The organism is Kitasatospora sp. NPDC058063, from assembly GCF_042885395.1.
In the GTDB taxonomy this organism is placed as follows: domain Bacteria; phylum Actinomycetota; class Actinomycetes; order Streptomycetales; family Streptomycetaceae; genus Kitasatospora; species Kitasatospora lactacystinica.
In genome coordinates, this window is record NZ_JBHVSD010000023.1 from 131,206 (window position 1) to 147,405 (window position 16,200).

At 75.6% G+C, this 16,200-nt stretch carries 11 protein-coding genes and 2 pseudogenes; 8 read left to right on the forward strand and 5 right to left on the reverse strand.

Going from position 1 to position 16,200, the window contains the following annotated elements:
* Positions 1-20: 20 nt before the first annotated feature.
* Entirely contained in the window at positions 21-1,070 is a 1,050-nt protein-coding gene (locus ACFVUY_RS32625; RefSeq protein WP_387693166.1) for a Rieske 2Fe-2S domain-containing protein, read from the forward strand.
* Positions 1,071-1,125: 55 nt separating this feature from the next.
* On the opposite strand, the gene ACFVUY_RS32630 is transcribed toward ACFVUY_RS32625, so the two are convergent.
* On the reverse strand, positions 1,126-1,335 hold the full coding sequence (locus tag ACFVUY_RS32630) for a hypothetical protein (RefSeq protein ID WP_359911252.1): 210 nt from the start codon (positions 1,333-1,335) through the stop codon (positions 1,126-1,128).
* On the reverse strand, positions 1,332-2,813 hold the full coding sequence (locus tag ACFVUY_RS32635; RefSeq protein ID WP_387735869.1) for a PspC domain-containing protein: 1,482 nt from the start codon (positions 2,811-2,813) through the stop codon (positions 1,332-1,334). Before ACFVUY_RS32635 ends, ACFVUY_RS32630 begins: the two co-directional genes overlap by 4 nt.
* A gap of 263 nt (positions 2,814-3,076) precedes the next feature.
* On the opposite strand from ACFVUY_RS32635, the gene ACFVUY_RS32640 reads away from it, so the two are divergent.
* The 4 genes and pseudogenes from ACFVUY_RS32640 (at position 3,077) to pcrA (ending at position 7,907) form a co-directional block, all read left to right on the forward strand.
* Entirely contained in the window at positions 3,077-4,411 is a 1,335-nt protein-coding gene (locus ACFVUY_RS32640) for a PspC domain-containing protein (protein ID WP_387735893.1), read from the forward strand.
* Positions 4,404-4,647, forward strand: a pseudogene (locus ACFVUY_RS32645) (response regulator transcription factor); the annotation flags it as partial. The gene ACFVUY_RS32640 and the pseudogene ACFVUY_RS32645, both read left to right, overlap by 8 nt.
* Positions 4,648-4,718: 71 nt before the next feature.
* Positions 4,719-5,132, forward strand: a pseudogene (locus ACFVUY_RS32650) (LuxR C-terminal-related transcriptional regulator); the annotation flags it as partial.
* Positions 5,133-5,294: 162 nt separating this feature from the next.
* Positions 5,295-7,907: a DNA helicase PcrA gene (gene pcrA / locus ACFVUY_RS32655; RefSeq protein WP_387693170.1), complete on the forward strand. Its 2,613-nt coding sequence runs from the start codon at positions 5,295-5,297 to the stop codon at positions 7,905-7,907.
* A 6-nt stretch (positions 7,908-7,913) separates the two neighbouring features.
* Here pcrA and ACFVUY_RS32660 read toward each other — a convergent pair whose 3' ends face one another.
* Positions 7,914-8,714 carry a M23 family metallopeptidase gene (locus ACFVUY_RS32660; RefSeq protein ID WP_387693171.1) on the reverse strand — a complete coding sequence of 267 codons (801 nt, stop codon included), beginning with the start codon at positions 8,712-8,714 and terminating at the stop codon, positions 7,914-7,916.
* Between the two features lie 322 nt (positions 8,715-9,036).
* Between ACFVUY_RS32660 and ACFVUY_RS32665 the strand changes: the two genes are divergently transcribed.
* Positions 9,037-9,441, forward strand: coding sequence for a cobalamin B12-binding domain-containing protein (locus tag ACFVUY_RS32665; RefSeq protein ID WP_224285525.1), 405 nt, complete (start codon positions 9,037-9,039; stop codon positions 9,439-9,441).
* Positions 9,442-9,557: 116 nt separating this feature from the next.
* Here the strand turns inward: ACFVUY_RS32665 and ACFVUY_RS32670 are convergent, their stop codons facing one another.
* Together ACFVUY_RS32670 and ACFVUY_RS32675 are read right to left on the reverse strand one after the other, a co-directional pair.
* A complete protein-coding gene (locus ACFVUY_RS32670; protein ID WP_387735872.1) occupies positions 9,558-11,138 on the reverse strand; it encodes a DUF5691 domain-containing protein in 1,581 nt (526 codons plus the stop codon).
* Between the two features lie 68 nt (positions 11,139-11,206).
* Positions 11,207-12,508 carry an SWIM zinc finger family protein gene (locus ACFVUY_RS32675; protein ID WP_387735875.1) on the reverse strand — a complete coding sequence of 434 codons (1,302 nt, stop codon included), beginning with the start codon at positions 12,506-12,508 and terminating at the stop codon, positions 11,207-11,209.
* A 178-nt stretch (positions 12,509-12,686) separates the two neighbouring features.
* Between ACFVUY_RS32675 and ACFVUY_RS32680 the strand changes: the two genes are divergently transcribed.
* Positions 12,687-13,769: an AAA family ATPase gene (locus tag ACFVUY_RS32680; RefSeq protein WP_380548889.1), complete on the forward strand. Its 1,083-nt coding sequence runs from the start codon at positions 12,687-12,689 to the stop codon at positions 13,767-13,769.
* Complete coding sequence (locus ACFVUY_RS32685; RefSeq protein ID WP_387735877.1) at positions 13,766-16,168, forward strand: DUF5682 family protein; 2,403 nt, start codon at positions 13,766-13,768, stop codon at positions 16,166-16,168. The genes ACFVUY_RS32680 and ACFVUY_RS32685 overlap by 4 nt, the downstream gene beginning before the upstream one ends.
* Positions 16,169-16,200: the final 32 nt, after the last annotated feature.

Genomic DNA, 16,200 nt, shown 5'->3' on the forward strand with positions numbered 1-16,200 from the left:
GGCGAGGGAAGGTGTGAGGGATGTCGGAGGCCAGCAACTCGGTGCCGGCCGGTGGCGGCGCGGCCGGCCGGGCCGCCAGGGCGGCGCAACTGCGGGCGCTCGCGTCCAAGTACGCGCTGCTGCCACTGCGGCTCTTCCTCGGCGTCACCTTCGTCTACGCCGCGCTCGACAAGCTCTCCGACGCCCACTTCCTGGCCGGGGCGGGCGACCCGGCGTCCTTCGTCTCGCAGACCCAGGCCGCCAAGGCGGGCGGCAGCCCGATCTCCTTCCTGCTCGGCCCCGCCCTCGACCACCCGACCCTGTTCGCGCTCGCCGTCGCCTTCGGCGAGCTGGCGGTGGGCCTGGGCACCCTGCTCGGCCTCTGGGGCCGGGCCGCCGCGCTCGGCGGCGCGCTGCTCAACCTCAGCCTGTGGCTGACCGTCAGCTGGAGCGTCTCGCCGTACTACCTCGGCAACGACCTGGCCTACCTGATGGCCTGGACGCCGCTGCTGCTGGCCGGCACGCCGTACCTGTCGGTGGACGGCTACCTGGCCCGCCGGGCCGGACGGGACCGCGCGCGCGGGCTGGGCGAGGACCACGTCAAGCGCCGGGCCCTGGTGGACGGCGGGATCGCGGCCGTCGCGATCGGAGGGGCCGGGCTGCTCACCGGCTCGCTGACCCGGACCTTCGGCCGGGACAGGTCGGCCGCGCCCGAGCCGTCGGCGGCCCCGGTCTCCGCCGCCGCGTCCGGCGCGGCCCCGGCCTCCGCCGCCCCGGCGACGGCGCCCACGGTGCCCGCCGCGAGCGTGCCGGTCGGCGGCTCGGCCCAGGTCAAGGACCCGGCCACCGGGGACGCCGTCTACATCGTCCAGCCCAAGGCCGGCCAGTACTGCGCCTTCTCCGCGGTGTGCACCCACTCCGGCTGCGCCGTGGACGCGCCGAAGAACGGCCAGCTGTACTGCCCCTGCCACGGCTCCCGGTTCGACGCCGCGACCGGTGCGGTGGTCAACGGGCCGGCGGTCAAGCCGCTGCCCAAGTACGCCGTCAGCAAGGACGGGGACCGGCTGGCCCTGGGCCCGCAGCAGAGCTGAGGGCCCGGAGCCGGTCAGGGGCGGCGCGGGACGTCCGGGGGCCCGCCCCGGCCGCTCACTCCTCGCGGTCGGGCCGGCCGCGCCGGGCCACCGCCGCGACCGCGCCGGCCAGGCCGCCGACACCGAGCACGATGAAGGTGACCGGGATGACGATCCGCCCGTTCACCGACTGGTCGTTGAGCGCCGCGACCAGGTAGAGCACCGCGAGTACGGTGAACAGCGCGCCCGCGATCAGCGAGAACAGGTCGAGCCGGTGCTTCCTCACTGCTGGACCACCTTGATGTTGCCGAGCCCGATTCCGAGTTCGAGATTGAGGGTCCCCTTGGCCGGCTGCCCGTTGGCAGGGCCGATCAGGTAGGTGTGCCGCCCGGTGCCGTCGCTCCGCTCGCCCGGGACGGTGACGTTGCCCAGGCCGATCCGGGTCACCAGGTTCACGGTGATGTCGTCCGGCACGGTGACCGTCATGTCGCCGGTTCCGAGGTCGACCTTGGTGGCGAGGGTGGCCCCCGCCGGGTCGAGCGCGGAGAGGTCGAGCCTGATCTGCCCGGCGCCCAGGTTGTACCGGTCGTGCAGGTCGGTCGACGAGGCGACGGTCCAGGTGCGGTCGCCGACGGCGTTGCGCATGGAGTCCGGCGAGTGGCCGACGAAGGCCAGTGCCAGGGTGAGCAGCAGGCCGGTCACCGCCAGCCGGCGGGCCCGGCCGAACTTCGCGCCGACCAGCAGCGTCAGGCCCACCACCAGCAGCGCGGTGGCCAGCACCGTCGCACCCAGCACCGTGGGGTCGTGGTGGTCGGCGGAGACGGCCCAGACCGCGGCGCCCGCGCCGATCGCCAGCAGGAAGCCGAAGAAGCCGAGCGCCGAGCGCTCCCGGGGGCGCCGTACGGCGGCGGGCGCGGGGCGCCGCGCGGGGTGCTCCTTGCGCAGCGGGTCGCCCTGCGGCAGGTCGGCGCGCTGCCACCAGGGCCGGGCCGGTCCACCGGCCGGCGGCACCGGGGTGCCGAACGGCGGCGTCGGGGTGGCCGAGGAGCCGCCCCCGTAAGGATTGCGCTCGGGGTGGCGGGGGTCCCACAGGTAGCCGCCGGCGCCGGGGGCCGGGCTGTCGGCGGGGCCCTTTCCGGCCCGGGCGGACTCGTCCTGCTCCGGCCGCGGCCAGCGGTAGGCCCCGGCGCTCCCGGCGCTCCCGGCGCCCGCCGTGCCGCCGGTGACCCCGGTGACCCCGGTGCCCTCGGACCCGTCGGACCCCGGGACGTGGCGGTCGTACGGCCCGCCGCCGCGGCGGTCGCGCCCCCGGCCGCGGCCCCGGCGGCGCTCCGGGTCGTAGCGCACCGCCAGGAAGACCAGGGCGGCGAGCAGCAGCAGCGGGAACATCTGGTCCCCGTCGCCCATCGAGGAGAAGAACACCCCGGTGCCGATCACGGTCAGCAGCACCGCGCCGACCGACTGGCCGTCCACCCGCCCGGTGAGCACCCGCTGGAGCTCGGTGCGCCCGCCGCGGCCCTTGGACTCGTCGTCGGTCGGGACGATCAGCCAGGCCAGGCCGTACAGGAACAGCCCGAGGCCGCCGGAGAGGCAGAGCACCACCGTGACGATCCGGAAGACCACCGGGTCGATGTCCAGGTGCCGGCCGAGGCCGCCGCAGACGCCGGCCACCACGCGGTGGTGCTCGGCCCGGGTCAGTGGCGGGCGGTCCGGTTCCGGCGGGGCGGCGGGCCCGGCCTCCTCGATGCGGGGGTCCTCGGTCATGGGCACCATCCTTCCGGCAGCGGCGGGCCCGGCCCAACCGGGTCGATCCCTGTCCGTACCCTGACTTGTCCCTGATACGCGATGGGGACACACCCTGATGCGCCCGTGGGCGCGCGCGTGGAACCATCGGTGCCGTGGCAGCCCCCGGTACCGATCCCCGACCCACCGCCCCCGACGCCGCGTCGTCGGCCGGCGCCGACCCGAGCGCGCCCGACGACGGGAGGCCGCCCTACCGGCGGCTCTACCGCAGCCCGCAGGGACGGATGCTCGGCGGCGTCGCGCACGGCCTGGCGGTGCACCTCGGGCTGCCGGTGCGGTGGGTGCGGATCGCCTTCGTCGTGCTGTTCTTCGCGCAGGGGATCGGCGCCCTGCTGTACGCCGCGTTCTGGTTCGTGGTGCCGATCGGCATCGGCGAGCCCTCGCAGCGCGGCGGCGCCCAGTGGGTGTACGTCAACGGGGTGTTCGTCCCGGCCTCGCCCGGGCTGCAGGGCGGCCTGCTGAGCAAGGGCGGCCAGGCCAGCGGCTGGGTGGCCCGGATGCGCCGGCTGCTCCAGCACACCCTGCAGGGCGAGCCGGTGGGCGCCCCCGCGGAGGGCGAGGAGGCGGCGCCGGCCGGCAAGGCCGGGCAGGGCGGCCTGGGCCAGCTCGCCGCCCTGGTGATGACGGTGATCGGCCTGATCGCCCTGCTCAACGTGCTCGGCCTGCAGACCGCCAAGCCGTACACCTGGCCGCTGCTGGCGATCGGCGTCGGCGTGGCGCTGGTCTGGCGGCAGGCCGACGACTCGCGCTGGCAGCGCTGGTTCGGCATCGAGGAGGGCGAGAAGCGGCGCGGCGCCTACACCCGGGTCGGCGCCGGCGTGCTGCTCGCGGTGGCCGGCACCATCGCGCTGCTCGCCATGCAGGGCAGCGGTTCCACGCTCGGCTCGGTGGTCGAGGCCTCGCTCGCGGTGCTGGCCGGCGTGCTGGTGCTGCTGGGCCCGTACGGACTGCGGCTCTGGCAGGACCTCGGGGCCGAGCGCACGGCCCGCATCCGCGCCCAGGAGCGGGCCGAGATCGCCGCGCACATCCACGACTCCGTGCTGCACACCCTGACCCTGATCCAGCGCCGGGCCGAGGACCCCAAGGAGGTGCTGCGGCTGGCCCGCTCGCAGGAGCGCGAGCTGCGGCTGTGGCTGTACCGTCCGGAGGCCGCCGCCGAGGCCGCGCCGGACACCATGGCGGAGAGCCTGCGGGCCGCCGTCGCCGAGGTCGAGGACCGGCACGGCGTCCCGGTGGAGCTGGTGATCGTCGGCGACTGCCCGATGGACGAGAGGATCGCGGCACAGATGCAGGCCGCGAGGGAGGCGACCGTCAACGCGGCCAAGTACGGTGGCGGGGGACCGGTCCAGGTCTACGCCGAGGTGGAGGGGAGGACGGTGTCGGTGTTCGTCCGCGACCACGGCCCCGGCTTCGACCCCGACACGGTGCCCGAGGACCGGATGGGCGTACGGGAGTCGATCATCGGCCGGATGAAGCGCAACGGCGGCACCGCTCGGGTGCGGCCGGCGGCGGGCGGCGGCACCGAGGTCGAGTTGGAGATGGAGAGAGCGGATGACTGAGGCAGCTCCGGAGCGTACTGCGCGGGTCGTGCTGGTGGACGACCACCGGATGTTCCGGACGGGGGTCAGGGCCGAGATCGGCCGCACCGAGGTGACCGGCATCGACGTGGTCGGCGAGGCCGACGACGTGGACTCGGCGGTCCGCGTGGTCGCCGAGACCAGGCCGGACGTGGTGCTGCTCGACGTCCACCTGCCGGGCGGCGGCGGCGTCGAGGTGCTGCGCCGCTCGGCCGGGGTGATGGGCGAGGGGTCGGGCGGCGCGGCGCGCGGCGCCTCGGACAAGAACGGTGGCGAGCGACGGGAGGGCGTGAAGTTCCTGGCGCTGTCGGTGTCGGACGCCGCCGACGACGTCATCGGCGTCATCCGCGGCGGCGCGCGCGGCTACGTCACCAAGACCATCACCGGCACCGACCTGGTGAACGCGATCTTCCGGATCGCCGACGGCGACGCGGTGTTCTCGCCCCGGCTGGCCGGCTTCGTGCTGGACGCCTTCGCCGCCACCGACACCCCGCCGGTGGACGAGGACCTGGACCGGCTCACCCAGCGCGAGCGGGAGGTCCTGCGGCTGATCGCCCGCGGCTACGCCTACAAGGAGATCGCCAAGCAGCTCTTCATCTCGGTGAAGACGGTCGAGAGCCACGTCTCCGCGGTGCTGCGCAAGCTCCAGCTGAGCAACCGCCACGAGCTGACCCGCTGGGCCACCGCCCGCCGTCTGGTCTGAGGCTCCGAGGCTCTGAGGGGCCCGAGGCTCTGAGGGGCCGGGGCGCCCGGCGCCCTCGAAGGCCGGTGCGGGCCCGTCCGACCGGCCCGCACCGGCCCGAACCGGCCCCGGTCGCCCGGGGCGGGCGGGCTTGTCGGTGGGTGGCCATAGACTCGATGTGCCATGAGTAGCCTCTTTGACGACCTTCCGCTCCCCGGTTTCGAGGCACCCGCCGCCGGGTCGAAGCAGCCCGCCGCTCCCCTCGACGAGGAGCCCCCGCCGTACGACGACGACGTTCCGTACGACGCGTACGAGGAGGCCATCCCGGACGGGCTGTTCCGGACCGACCACTCCGCCGAGGCGGAGCGGGACGCCTGGTACCGCAACGGCGCCGCGCGGACGGTGGTGGACCCGGCGCAGCTGCTGGAGGGGATGAACGACCCGCAGCGCGAGGCGGTGCTGCACGCGGGCTCGCCGCTGCTGATCGTGGCCGGCGCCGGCTCGGGCAAGACCCGGGTGCTGACCCACCGGATCGCCCACCTGCTGGGCGCCCGCGGGGTGCAGCCGGGGGAGATCCTGGCGATCACCTTCACCAACAAGGCGGCCGGCGAGATGCGCGAGCGCGTCGAGGCGCTGGTCGGCCCGCGCGCCCGGGCGATGTGGGTCTCCACCTTCCACAGCGCCTGCGTGCGCATCCTGCGCCGCGAGTCCAAGCAGCTGGGCTTCACCTCCAGCTTCTCGATCTACGACTCGGCGGACTCGCAGCGGCTGATGTCGCTGGTCTGCCGGGACCTCGACCTGGACCCGAAGCAGTTCCCGCCGAAGTCCTTCACGGCGAAGGTCAGCAACCTCAAGAACGAGCTGATCGACGAGGAGACCTTCGCCGACCGGGCCGCCAACCCGATGGAGAAGAAGCTCGCCGAGGCGTACGCGCTCTACCAGCGGCGGCTGCGCGAGGCCAACGCGCTGGACTTCGACGACATCATCATGACGACGGTGAACCTGCTGCAGGCCTTCCCCGACGTCGCCGAGCACTACCGGCGCCGGTTCCGGCACATCCTGGTCGACGAGTACCAGGACACCAACCACGCCCAGTACATGCTGGTCAGGGAGCTGAGCGGGGGCTCCGTCGCGGCCGCGCCCAGGCGCACCGCGGACGGCGACCTCGTGAACCCGGCGGCCGGGCGGCTCGCCGAGGTGCCGCCGGCCGAGCTGTGCGTGGTCGGTGACGCGGACCAGTCGATCTACGCCTTCCGCGGCGCGACCATCCGCAACATCCTCCAGTTCGAGGAGGACTACCCGAACGCGACCACGATCCTGCTGGAGCAGAACTACCGCTCCACCCAGACCATCCTGAGCGCCGCCAACGCCGTCATCGAGCGCAACGCCAACCGCCGCGAGAAGAAGCTGTGGACGGCCGGCGATCACGGCGAGAAGGTCATCGGCTACGTCGCGGACGACGAGCACGGCGAGGCCCAGTTCATCGCCGACGAGATCGACCGGCTCACCGACAAGGGCGAGGCCAAGCCCGGCGACGTCGCGATCTTCTACCGGACCAACGCCCAGTCCCGCGTGTTCGAGGAGGTGTTCATCCGGGTCGGCCTGCCGTACAAGGTGGTCGGCGGGGTGCGCTTCTACGAGCGCAAGGAGGTCCGGGACGTCCTGGCGTACCTGCGGGTGCTCTCCAACCCGGAGGACACCGTGCCGCTGCGCCGGATCCTCAATGTGCCCAAGCGCGGCATCGGCGAGCGGGCCGAGGCGATGATCGACGCGCTGGCCGCGCGGGAGCGGATCTCCTTCGCCCGGGCGCTGGTCCGGGTCGACGAGGCCTACGGGATGGCCGCGCGCTCGGCCAACGCCGTCAAGAAGTTCAACACCCTGATGGCCGGGCTGCGCCAGGTCGTCGAGTCGGGCGCGGGCCCGGCGGCGGTGCTGGAGGCCGTCCTGGAGGAGACCGGCTACCTGGCCGAGCTCCAGGCGTCGACCGACCCGCAGGACGAGACCCGGGTGGAGAACCTCCAGGAGCTCGCCTCCGTCGCCCTGGAGTACGAGCAGGACCCGGGCGAGCGGCCGGACGGCGACGCCGAGGGCACGCCGCCGGTCGGCTCGCTGGCCGACTTCCTGGAGCGGGTCGCGCTGGTCGCCGACTCCGACCAGATCCCGGACGACGACGAGAACGGGCAGGGCGTCATCACGATGATGACCCTGCACACCGCCAAGGGCCTGGAGTTCCCGGTGGTCTTCCTGACCGGCATGGAGGACGGGATCTTCCCGCACATGCGGGCGCTCAACCAGGTCAAGGAGCTGGAGGAGGAGCGCCGGCTCGCGTACGTCGGGCTCACCCGGGCCCGCGAGCGGCTGTACCTGACCCGCTCGGTGCTGCGCAGCGCCTGGGGGCAGCCGGCCTACAACCCGGCCTCGCGGTTCCTGGAGGAGATCCCGGAGACGCTGGTGGAGTGGAAGCGCACCGGGGCGGCGCAGGCGCCGGTCCAGCGCGGCTTCTCCTCCGGCTCGTCCTGGGGCAGGTCCTCGTCCGGGGGCGGCGGTTCGCGGTCCTCGTCGACGGCGGCCGCGCCGAAGGCGGGCTGGGGGCAGTCGGCCCGGCGCGGCGGCCGGACGGTGGAGCGCGAGGCCGTCTCGCTCGCGGTCGGCGACCGGGTCACCCACGACAGCTTCGGGCTGGGCACGGTGATGGCCGTCACGGGCGCCGGCGACCGGGCGCAGGCCACCGTCGACTTCGGTGCCGAGGGCCGCAAGCAGCTGCTGCTGCGCTACGCGCCCGTCGAGAAGCTGTAGGGCGGCTCAGCGCGGGTCCAGCCCGTTCGCGAGGAACCAGGGCAGCGGGTCGATCGGTCCGCTGCCCTGCGGCCGGATCTCGAAGTGCAGGTGCGGGCCGGTGCTGTTGCCGCTGGTGCCGACGAAGGCGATCACGTCGCCCTGCTTCACCGGGCCCTTGCGCACCTTGTACGCCCGCAGGTGGCAGTACCAGGCCTCGGTGCCGTCGGGCATCTTGATGATCGTCATGTAGCCGTAGAACGGGTTCCACTGGGTGCGCAGGGTGCCGTCGGTCACGGCGTAGACCTCGGAGCCGCCGTCCACCGGGAAGTCGATGCCGGTGTGCCGGTTGGCCCAGTGGGTGCCGGCCTCGCCGAACTGTTCGCCGAGGCCGTGCCGGGCGACCGGCATGACCACCTTGGGCCGGACCGGCTCGGGCGCCGGCTCGGCGGTGGGCTGCGCGGTGGGGGCCTCGGTGGGCTGGGCGCCGGCCAGCGGCAGGCGGGCGTCGCCGCGCGAGGCCTGGGTCGGTGCGCCGGCCGCGACCGCCTGGGCCGCCGCCTGGGCGGCGGTGGTGTCCGGGGCGTTGTCGGCCGCGCTCCGCGGCACCTGTCCGGCGGCCTGGGCGCGCTGCTGGTCGGCCTCCCCCTGCACCGTGATCGCCGCCGCCGCGGCCACCCCGAGCGCGGCCACCGACGGCAGCGCGACCCGCAGCAGCGCCGTCCGGGTGGCCGCCCTGGCGGCGCCGCGGCGCTGGGCACGGGACTGCTCGCGGGCGGCGAGGCGCAGCTCCGCGCGGGTCGGACGGGCGGCTGCATCGGGAGCCATCGGGGGCTGCCTCCTCGGTGGGCCTCGGACGTCGTCGGGCGGGGGAAGACAGCCGTGACTGTAGCTCCCTGGCCGACGCCCCGGAAAAACCTCCGGATGTCAAGGGGGCGGCCGGGGGGTCTGTGCGGAGGTTGCGGGGAGGTGGGGTAGGCCCGCCGGTGGCAAGGGCCGGAGCTGTGACTTTGCCCTCCTCTTGGGAGGTGGCACGGTCAACCGTGCCGGGTGGCGCTAACCTCCCCTCAGGTTGGTTATTGACCGTTAACCGCGACGGCGGCCCACGAGGCCCGGTCGGATGGTGGACGACGACGTCCAGGAGGCAGTCATGAGTGTGTCGGGGCCGATCCGTGTGGTGGTCGCCAAGCCCGGGCTCGACGGTCACGACCGTGGTGCCAAGGTCATCGCGCGCGCCCTGCGCGACGCCGGTATGGAGGTCATCTACACCGGACTGCACCAGACGCCCGAGCAGGTCGTCGACACCGCGATCCAGGAGGACGCGGACGGCATCGGGCTGTCCATCCTCTCCGGCGCCCACATGACGCTGTGCGCGCGGGTCCTGGAGCTGCTGAAGGAGCGCGACGCGGAGGACATCAAGGTCTTCTGCGGCGGGATCATCCCGGACGAGGACATCGCCGAGCTCAAGGCGATGGGTGTCGCGGACATCTTCACCCCGGGCACGCCGACCCGCGACGTGGTCGCCTGGGTCGAGTCGAACCTGCGGGCCGGCTGAACCACCGCGCGTCGAGCGGGCCGCCCCTCCCCGGGGCCGGCCCGCTCCGCCGTTCCGGGGCCCGGAAGGCCCCGGAAGGCCCCGGGCCGGCCCGTCGGCCCCGGCAGCCCCCCGGCTCAGCCCGCCAGCTCCGCGAGCATCGCCGCCCGGAAGCGCAGGGTGCCGGCCAGCCGGGTGAAGGTCTCGGACCACGCGGAGTCCGGGGCGGCCCCGGCGGCCAGCTCCTCCACCGCGGCGGCCGTCTCCGGGGCGAGCGCGCGCTCCGTCATCCCGAGCACCCCGCTGTGGCTCCACGGGTACGCCCCGGAGGCCGCCGCCCGGGCCAGGGCGGCCACCACGGCCGTGGACAGCGGCGGCGTCCACGGGGTGGCGCAGGCGCCGAGCAGCTGGAAGGCCTCGCCCAGCCCGTGCGCCGTGATGAACGCCGCCGTCCAGACGGCCCGCTCCTCCGGCGGGAGGACGGCCAGCAGCTTGGCCGGGGCGCCGGTGGCGCGCGCCGCGCGGGCCCGCGCACCGCGCCCGGACGGGGCCGGGCCGAGCAGCGCCCGCGCCCAGTCGGCGTCCTGCTGGCGGACGGCGGCCCGCGCCCAGGCCTCCCGCAGGTCGTCGGCCCAGCTGCTGCTGGTCTCGTCGATGCTGTCGCCGACCCGCAGGGCGAGCAGCTGCTCGGGCGTCAGCCCGGTGCTCTCCGGCCAGAGCGACAGCGGCGCGGCGGCCACCACCTCGCCGAACCACCAGGCCCGTTCGCCGCGCCCGGTGGGCGACTTGGGCGCGATCCCGTCGCGCTGCATCTGCGCGTCGCACTCGGCGGGCGGGGTGACCAGCAGATGCGTGCCGGTGCCGGCGAGCCGGACGGCGGCCCGCGCCCGCTCGGCCATCCGGCGGGCCAGGGCCGAGCCGGGCAGGGTGGAGAGCAGTTCGGCGGCGGTGGCCCGGACGTTCTTGCTGCGGTCGCCGAGGGCGGCCTCCAGGAACGGTTCGTCGGCGGGGGAGAGGCCGTCCTGGAGGGCGTCCAGGAAGAGCAGGCGGTCCTCGGCGCGCTCGGTGGACCAGGTGCCGCGCAGCAGTTCCAGGCCGGCCGCCGGATCGCGCCGGCGCAGCAGCGTGAGGTGGGTGACCCGCTCGGCGAACAGGCCCTCGTGCCAGAGCCGGTCGTCCGTCGGCTGCTGCGGCAGGTCGGGGGCGGTGGTGCGCAGCACGAACCGCCAGTCGGGGTTCTGCTCGGCCAGCCAGCGGCCCGGCGGACCGGCCAGGGCCACGGCGTCGGGGCGCAGTTCGCTGCGGGCGCGGGCGGCGTCGAGCAGGCCGGGTATCAGCGCGGCGGGCGGGCGCAGGCCCCGGGCCCGGGCGGTGGTGAGCCACTGCGGCAGCAGCTCGGCCAGGTTGGCCAGGGTGCCGCCGCCGCTGCCGGCCCGCCCCGAGAGCAGGACGGCCAGCCGGCGGGCGGCCGGCTCGGGCAGCTCCGGGCGGGTGTCCTCGGCCGAGGGCGGGCCGGGCGGCCCGGCGGCCGGTACGGGCAGCGCTCCGGCCCGGCGGCGGACGGCGGCCAGCGCGGCCAGCTCCAGCAGGGCGGTGGCCGGATCGCTCCGGTCCACGGCGTCGGCGAGCGGCAGGGCGGTGGCCGGGAGCGGGCGGCGGTCGGTGCCGAGCAGGGCGCTGGTGTGCAGGGTCTCCCACGGGTCCTGGGTGATCGTCATGCCGGGTTCTCCTGGGCAGTGTCTGGGGTGTGTCCGGGGCACGCTCCGGGGCGTGGCTGGGGCACGCCCTAAGCGTTGGTGAGGCCGACCGGGCGTCGGCCGGCGGCCCAGGCCGTGACCGGGGCGAAGCCCTGGTGGCCGTACTCGCCGAAGACCGTCAGCGGGCGGCCGGTGGAGACGGCGGCCAGCCGCCACAGGGCCGTCTCCGGGACGGTCGAGGCACGGACCGGCACGGTGTGGTGGCCGTCCGTCAGGAACCAGCCGTCCGGGGTGCGGACCGGGACGACGTCGCCGAGCACGGTCGGCCGGCTCTCCAGCCACGGGTCGTCGGCGACGGCGGTGCCGTAGCCGGCCACCGCCTCGGCGACGGTGAGCCCGGCGGGCGGTTCGGCGGGGCCCGGCTCGGGGGCGCCGTAGCGCTCGCCGAGGGTGGCGCGCAACGGGTGGGCGCCCGGGTGGTAGGCGAGGTCGGCCTCCACCAGGTGGCCGGTGGGCAGGGCGAGGGCGGGGGCCTGGCCGGTGCGGGCGAAGGAGAGCAGCAGCGCCGGGCGGCCGGTCTTGGCGCCGCGCAGCCAGATCCGGCGGGTGATGAGCCGCTCGTCCGAGGTGTCGCGGCTGCCGAGCACCAGCCAGCGGTCGCGGACGGTCGGGCCGGCCAGCACCTCGTTGCTCTCCACGGTGTAGCCGACCCGGGTGCGGACGGTGGCGGCCAGCTCGGCGGGCAGTTCGTCCAGCCGGGTGGCGGCGGTGGCGAGCAGGTGCAGCATCGCGTACTCCTCCAGCAGCCGCTCCTGCGGCAGCGCGTCCAGTTCGCGGACCCGGGCGGCCAGGCCGGGGGCCTGTGCGTCGACCATCCGGGCGGCGACCTCCTCCCAGGGCCCGGCGGTGGACCGGTCGGCGAGGCCGTGCCGGATCCGGTCGGCCAGTCGCAGCCGCAGCTCGGCCGCGCCGGCCGCGACCCGGGCGCTGCGCCGCTCGGCCCGGCGCCGGGCGCCCTCCGGATCGACGACCTGCTCCTTCACGCGCTTCTCGGCGCGCTCCTGGCGGGACGTGAGCCACTCGGCCACCCAGTCGGCGGGCTCCCCGGCCGGGACGGCCTGCGGGGTCCCGCTCCACAGCAGGAGGAGCCCGAGCGCGTGCTTGCACGGGAACTTCCGGCTGGGGCAGCTGCACTGGTAGGCGGGCGTGGCGAGTTCGATCGCGGTGCGGTACGGCGTGCGGCCGCTGCCCTTGCACTCGCCCCACAGCGCGGTGCCGTCGGTGCCGGTGCCGGACCACGGCGCGGGCGCGGACAGCTTGCCCGCGGCCTTCTGCGAGGCGGCGTCAGGTGCCAGGGACAGGACGTGTTCGGTGCTCCAGCGTTCCTCCATGCGACCGACCGTAGGCGGCGGCACTGACATCGGCTGACGGCCCGTCCGGGGCCCCGCCGGGTTGTCAGTGGCTCGGTGCAGGGTGGGTTCCACAGGCCGGGACGCCGACCTGGCTCCCCCCGATCACCCTTGCGCCCGAGGCACCCGTGTGCCCGGCGGCAGACCCGAAGGAGCCCCCATGACCGACGTTCTGCGGCAGCACGCCGAGGACGCGTTCGCCGGCGAACTGGCCGCGCTGGCCGCACAGGACGACCGTCCGCGTCCCGAGCGCTGGAAGCTCTCGCCGTGGGCCGTGGCGACGTACCTGCTCGGCGGCGAACTGCCCGACGGCACCCGGATCACCCCCAAGTACATCGGCCCGCGCCGGGTCGTCGAGGTCGCCGTGACGACCCTGGCGACGGACCGCGCGCTGCTGCTGCTCGGCGTGCCGGGCACCGCGAAGACGTGGGTGTCCGAGCACCTGGCGGCGGCGATCAGCGGCGACTCCACGATGCTGGTGCAGGGCACCGCCGGCACCCCCGAGGAGGCCGTCCGGTACGGCTGGAACTACGCCCAGCTGCTCACCCGCGGGCCCAGCCGGGACGCCCTGGTGCCCTCGCCGCTGATGCGGGCGATGGCCGAGGGCAGGATCGCCCGGGTCGAGGAGCTCACCCGCATCCCGGCCGACGTGCAGGACAGCCTGATCACCATCCTGTCGGAGAAGACGCTGCCGATACCGGAGTTGGGCTCCGAGACGCAGGCGGTGCGCGGCTTCAACGTGATCGCCACCGCCAACGACCGCGACCGCGGCGTCAACGAGCTGTCCAGCGCGCTGCGCCGCCGCTTCAACACCGTGGTGCTGCCGCTGCCGGGCTCGCTGGACGAGGAGGTCGACATCGTCACCCGCCGGGTCAACCAGCTCGGCCGCTCCCTGGAACTGCCCGAACTGCCCGGCGGCGCCGAGGAGATCAGGCGCGTGGTCACCGTCTTCCGGGAGCTGCGGGCCGGGATCACGGTGGACGGCCGGACGAAGGTCAAGACCCCGAGCGGCACCCTCTCCACCGCCGAGGCGATCTCGGTGGTGACCAACGGACTCGCGCTGGCCACCCACTTCGGCGACGGCGTGCTGCGCGCCGGGGACGTGACGGCCGGCATCCTCGGCGCCGTCGTCCGCGACCCGGTGGCGGACCGGGCGGTCTGGCGCGAGTACGTCGAAGGGGTGGTGCGCGAGCGCGACGGCTGGAAGGACTTCTACCGCGCCGCCCGTGAGGTGGGGGCATGACGGCGCCCGAGGTCGCCCTGCTGGGCATCCGCCACCACGGCCCCGGCTCGGCCCGGGCGGTCGCCGCCGCGCTGGCGCAGTGGCGGCCGGACGCGGTGCTGATCGAGGGCCCGCCGGAGGCCGACGGCATCGTCCACCTGGCCGCGGAGAAGGACCTGGTCCCGCCGGTCGCGCTGCTCGCCCACGCGGTGGACGACCCGGCGAAGGCCGCCTTCTGGCCGTACGCCGAGTTCTCCCCGGAGTGGGTGGCGATCCGGCACGCCGTGGAGCACGACCTGCCGGTCCGCTTCATCGACCTGCCCGCCGGGCACGGCTTCGCGCCGGCCCCGGAGGAGAACGCGGAGGGGACGGCCGAGGAGGGGACGGCCGTCGAGGGCACGGCCGCCGAGGAGGAGGACGCCGGGCCGGTCGCCGACCCGCTGGCGCTGCTCGCCGAGGCGGCCGGGCACGACGACGCGGAGCGCTGGTGGGAGGACGTGGTCGAGCACCGCGCGCCCGGCGACGACGCGCTGGCGCCGTTCGCCGCCGTCGCCGAGGCGATGGGCGCGCTGCGCGCGGAGGGCCTCGGGGAGTCCCGCCGGGACCTGCTGCGCGAGGCGTACATGCGCCAGCAGATCCGTGCCGCCCGCCGTGCCGGGCACCGCAGGATCGCCGTGGTCTGCGGGGCCTTCCACGTCCCCGCGCTGGAGCGGATGCCCACCGTCGCCCACGACCGGGCGCTGCTCGCCGCACTGCCGAAGAAGGTGCGGACGGACATCACCTGGGTGCCGTGGACGCACCGCCGGCTCTCCCAGGCCACCGGTTACGGCGCGGGTGTGCAGTCGCCCGGCTGGTACCACCACCTGTTCACCACCGACGGTGACCCGGTGCCGCGCTGGCTCACCCGGGCGGCCGACCTGCTGCGCGCCGAGGACCACCCGGTCTCCTCCGCGCACGTGATCGAGGCGGTCCGGCTGGCCGAGACCCTGGCCGTGCTGCGCGGCCGCCCGCTCGCCGGGCTGACCGAGACCCTGGACGCTGTGCGCGCGGTGCTCTGCGAGGGCTCGGACGTCGCCCTGGAGCTGGTCCGGGACCGCCTGGTGGTCGGCGACGCGCTCGGCGAGGTCCCGGACGCCGCACCGGCGGTGCCGCTCCAGCGCGACCTGACCCGGTTGCAGCGCTCGCTGCGGCTCAAGCCCGAGGCCGCGCCGAAGGACGTCGACCTCGACCTGCGCAAGGACACCGACGCGGCCCGCTCCCGGCTGCTGCACCGGCTGCGGCTGCTGGGCGTGGACTGGGGCGTGCCCGCGCGCTCCTCGGTGAACTCGACCGGGACGTTCCGGGAGAGCTGGCGGCTGTGCTGGCAGCCCGAGTTCGCGGTCCGGATCGCCGAGGCCGCCCAGTGGGGCACCACGGTCGAGGAGGCCGCGGCCAACAAGGCCGTCGGCACCGCCCGCGCCGCCGGGGAACTCGCCGAGCTGACCGGCCTGGTGGAGACCTGCCTGCTGGCCGGGCTGTCCGGCGCACTGCCCGCCGTGATGCGGGTGCTCGCCGACTGCGCGGCGCTGGACACCGACATCGCGCACCTCGCGGGTGCGCTGCCCGCACTGGTCCGCGCGCTGCGCTACGGCGACGTGCGCGGCACCGACCACGGCGCGCTCGCCGAGGCGGCCGCGGGCCTGGCCGAGCGGATCTGCGTCGGACTGCCGTCCGGCTGCGTCGGCCTGGACGCGCAGGGCGCGGAGGCGATGCGCGGCCGCCTCGACGAGGTGCACGGCGCGATCGGTCTGCTGGCCGCCGATCCCGGCGACGCCACTACCGCCGGCACCACCACGGCCGACACCACCACCGTCGGCACCGCGCCGGACCCGGACGGCCTGGCCGGCCTGCCCGACCGCTGGGCCGCCGCCCTGCGCTCGCTGGCCCGCCGCGAGCCGGCCGGCGGACCGGCCACCGGCGCCCCCGGGCTGCTGCGCGGCCGGGCCGTGCGGCTGCTGCTGGACGACGGCCGGCTCGACTCCGCGGAGGCCGGCCGACGGCTTCGGCTGGTGCTCTCCGCCGCCAACGCCCCGGCCGACGCGGCCGGTTGGGTCGAGGGCTTCCTGACCGGCGGCGGCGCCCTGCTGCTGCACGACCCGCGGCTGCTCGCCCTGCTGGACGAGTGGCTGACCGGGGTGAGCGGCGAGGCCTTCACCGACGTCCTGCCGCTGCTGCGCCGCACCTTCGCCGGACTGGAGGCGGGCGTGCGCACCACCATCGGCGGCCGGGTCGCGGCCGGCCCGCTCGGCGAGCCGCCGGCCGTCGACGCCGCGGCCGGTGAGCTGGACCGGGCCCGGGCCGACGCCGCCGTCCCGGTGGTGGCCCTGCTGCTCGGGATCCGCCCGAGGATCCCCCGGCAGGCCGCCGGCCGCGACACCTGACACCCGCCGCGGTGGCACCCACCGCACCGAAC